This is a genomic window from Sulfolobus sp. B1 (assembly GCF_007050195.1).
GTDB lineage: Archaea > Thermoproteota > Thermoprotei_A > Sulfolobales > Sulfolobaceae > Saccharolobus.
The window spans coordinates 1-3,193 of sequence record NZ_QIMI01000159.1 but is presented as its reverse complement, the minus strand read 5'-3'; the positions used below and the strand labels follow the sequence as shown (position 1 = coordinate 3,193).

Here is a 3,193-nt window from a genome sequence, read left to right as displayed (position 1 = left end):
TTAAAATTTCTCTTGCTCTTTCCTTATCCTCTGGTGGAACAGCGTCTTCTAGATCAAAAATTATCGAGTCAGCATTCAATTCAACAGATTTCCTTATCATTTTTTCGGAGATAGAAGGGACATAAAGCTGCGATCTTCTTATCATAAAAATGGAATATTACTGTAAGAATAAATTTTTATCCTCTTATAGAGAGTTCCTAAACTCTTCTTTATAAATTGGAGATTTCTTCAAAAATAGAGAAAAATGTTTCTAATCATAAGCTTTTATCTAAAAAGCAAAGGGAGAACGTTTAGTTTTACATAGTTTAGCACGTTTTCTTCATGCTTTTTCATCATTTCGTAAGCCAATTCAACCTTCTTATCCCTTATTGCTAGAACTATCTCTTCATGTTCCTTTAATTCTTCATCCCTTCTCTGGTAGCTAGTAAAAAGCGTCACTCTTACAATTTTTAACTTCAATCTGATATTATTTAAAATATCCACAATATATTTATTGTGCGAAGCCTCGGCTATCAAACTGTGTAGGTTACCGTTAAGATTTGCTAATTTTAGCGGATCGTTTTCCTTAGTATTCCTTATTTGATCTATTAACCTAAGCATGTTGTCTATTTCCTCTTGAGTAGCTCGCATTGAAGCTAATTTTGAAGCTTCAGCTTCAAGCGGAATCCTAACCTCATAAAGCTGAATTATATCACTTTCTGATAGAGGTATTACCGAGTATGATTTGCCATTCTTTACAATTATTCCTTCTTTTTCCAGTCTCACTAATGCTTCTCTAATTGGAGTTCTACTGATGTTAAGTAATGATGCCAACTCCTCTTCTTTCAATATACTACCCGGTCTATACTTTCCACTGACAACGAATTCTAGAATTTTTTCATAAGCTGTTTGTGATAATGACATAAACGTGATTATATATAAATTGAAGATTAAAAACGTTATTCTCTACATATAATGTTTTCCCTAATATTCAAATAACATGATTTATAATAGTGTTACAAAAAAGATAAATATGCAAATATCTCTTAAGGATAAGGTATGTTTAATTACCGGTGGAACTCACGGTATAGGTCTGGTGACAGCCAAACTATTCTCAGATTTAGGTTGTAGAGTTATAGCATTAGGTAGAAAAATTACTAATCAAATTGATAATATTGAGTTTTATAAAGTTGACCTAACTTCCAGAAAAGAAGTTCTCTCTTTCATAGATTGGTACAAAAATAACATAGGCATTATTCACTGTTTAATTAATAATGCTTCGGTAAATTCGAGGTACTCCATTCTAGATGTAACCTTGGAAGAGTGGGATAAGATGATTGAGTTAGAGTTAACCTCACCCATGCTTCTATCCAAAATGGCTGCAGAACTGATGATAAAGAATAAAATTAAGGGAAAAATAATTAATATCTCTGCGATACAAGCATATTATCCTCTTCATCATTCGTTACCTTACGTGACGGTTAAAGGTGGGCTTATAGCAATGACTAAGAGCCTAGCAGTAGATTTGGGCAAATACGGAATTCAAGTTATTGCAGTATTACCCGGACCAATATACACTAAAGGAGATAGCGTACCAGAGGAATTAGATAGTAGAGCTGCAACGTTGTTAGGGAGAATGGGTAGGGCAATAGAGGTGGCTAATTTACTAGCGTTTTTAGTTTCAGATTATAACACTTTCATCACGGGTAGTGAGATTGTCATTGATGGAGGTAGGATCATTAGTAGAAAGCCTGATCCAGAGGAGATATCTAGAGGCGAAGTTTAGTCCGTTAATTAACCTTTTATAACATAATATACAACTATGCGGTACTATTGAATATAAAAACTGAATTATAAAAGTTCTAAATTCTAATAGTTTATAATAAACATGCTTAAATTTTACCTTTCTAGTGGTAATCTATGGCGTGGAAAAGAACTATTTCGGCTAAGGCTCTCGAGAAGGCAAAATACGCCTCGGTAAAGGTTGAAGATAAGGTAATATTCATAGCAAATATAAATGGAAAACTTTACGCAATGGATGCAGTTTGTAGCCATGCTAGATGTATATTAGGAATTTTAGATGAAGAAAAGTTAACTGTTAAGTGCCCATGTCATCACGCATTATATGATCTCAACACTGGTAAAATGCTTGAACCTCCGTATGTAGCTCCAGATGCTCCAAAGGACAAACTAGGTCTGAAAACCTATCAAATAAGGGATAATAATGGTTGGATAGAGGTAGACGTATAAGCGGTATTTTTTATGAATCAATCACTCTGAAGTTCTTGTAATCGAGGATTAACGCTAGCTTAGAAAGTAATCTTTTCCCAATTATGTTTTTATTAAGATTCATGACCTATAACGCATTACAAAGTGGTGAAAGCCTCGCTTTTTAGTGCGGAGATGATATAATTTTTTAAAAGCCAATTATTCAGAAAGGTTTTCTGATCTTCTCGGCTGCCCTTCAGATGAGAATTGATGAGGAGGACCTTCCTAAGGGGAGGAAGTCAGATTTATTATTCGCATATTTATTGATTTAGGTTCTTTTTTCGTATTCCATTCAGCCTAAAAGTATTTCCTTCGTAAGAAATGTTTATTTATGTATATTTTAAACATTAACTGATGTCTCCTAAAACGTTAACGGAGAAGATCTTAAGTAGAGCAGCTGGCAAAGAAGTATCTCCCGGCGATGTAATAGAGGCTAATGTAGATATAGTAGCTTTCCATGATCTAACTGGATATCATGTTATAGAAGTAATGGAAAAAGCTCAGATGTTAAAGGTTTTTGATAGGAATAAAATAGTAATAGCTTTTGATCACCTAGCACCACCACCAGATGTAAGAAGTGCTGAGATACAAGTCTATATAAGGAAATTTGTGAAATCCCAAAACATACCTAACTTTTATGATATAAATTATGGAATATTACATGAAGTAATGTTAGAACAATACGCAAATCCTGGTCAAGTTATATTAGCAGCAGATAGCCATACTACTACTTCTGGAGCAATAGGAGCTTTTGCTCAAGGTATGGGAGCTAGTGACATAGCAGCTGCAGCCATAACCGGAAAGACATGGCTAGTAGTTCCGCAACCATTTAAGGTCGTTCTAGAAGGTAAACCTGCTAAATGGATAACTGGAAAAGACGTTGCTCTAAAATTGTTAGGAGATTTCAAAGCTGATTACTTTAATGGAATGTCTATAGAGGTTTTCG

5 protein-coding genes are annotated in these 3,193 nt (G+C 34.2%); 3 read left to right on the top strand and 2 right to left on the bottom strand.

Annotation, left to right across the window (positions count from 1 at the left end):
• Both DMP16_RS08775 and DMP16_RS08770 read right to left on the bottom strand, forming a co-directional pair.
• Nucleotides 1–145, bottom strand: a 145-nt coding sequence (locus DMP16_RS08775; protein WP_255446852.1) for an aldolase/citrate lyase family protein, incomplete at its 3' end; no start/stop codon positions are given.
• Nucleotides 146–264: 119 nt separating this feature from the next.
• The gene (locus DMP16_RS08770) at nucleotides 265–903 is read right to left on the bottom strand and encodes a GntR family transcriptional regulator (RefSeq protein ID WP_069284080.1); all 639 of its coding nucleotides are present in this window, start codon (nucleotides 901–903) and stop codon (nucleotides 265–267) included.
• A gap of 109 nt (nucleotides 904–1,012) precedes the next feature.
• On the opposite strand from DMP16_RS08770, the gene DMP16_RS08765 reads away from it, so the two are divergent.
• The 3 genes from DMP16_RS08765 to DMP16_RS08755 all read left to right on the top strand — a co-directional run.
• The gene (locus DMP16_RS08765) at nucleotides 1,013–1,765 is read left to right on the top strand and encodes an SDR family oxidoreductase (RefSeq protein WP_069284737.1); all 753 of its coding nucleotides are present in this window, start codon (nucleotides 1,013–1,015) and stop codon (nucleotides 1,763–1,765) included.
• Nucleotides 1,766–1,899: 134 nt separating this feature from the next.
• Complete coding sequence (sdx, locus tag DMP16_RS08760) at nucleotides 1,900–2,229, top strand: sulredoxin (RefSeq protein ID WP_069284081.1); 330 nt, start codon at nucleotides 1,900–1,902, stop codon at nucleotides 2,227–2,229.
• Nucleotides 2,230–2,601: 372 nt separating this feature from the next.
• The coding region (locus tag DMP16_RS08755; protein ID WP_255446851.1) for an aconitase family protein at nucleotides 2,602–3,193 on the top strand (592 nt) is incomplete at its 3' end.

What these genes read in the sequence shown, in the direction of transcription:
- DMP16_RS08770 (WP_069284080.1), bottom strand. Translation starts at nt 903, where the DNA reads ATGTCATTATCACAAACAGCTTATGAAAAAATTCTAGAATTCGTTGTC.
- DMP16_RS08765 (WP_069284737.1), top strand. Translation starts at nt 1,013, where the DNA reads ATGCAAATATCTCTTAAGGATAAGGTATGTTTAATTACCGGTGGAACT.
- sdx (WP_069284081.1), top strand. Translation starts at nt 1,900, where the DNA reads ATGGCGTGGAAAAGAACTATTTCGGCTAAGGCTCTCGAGAAGGCAAAA.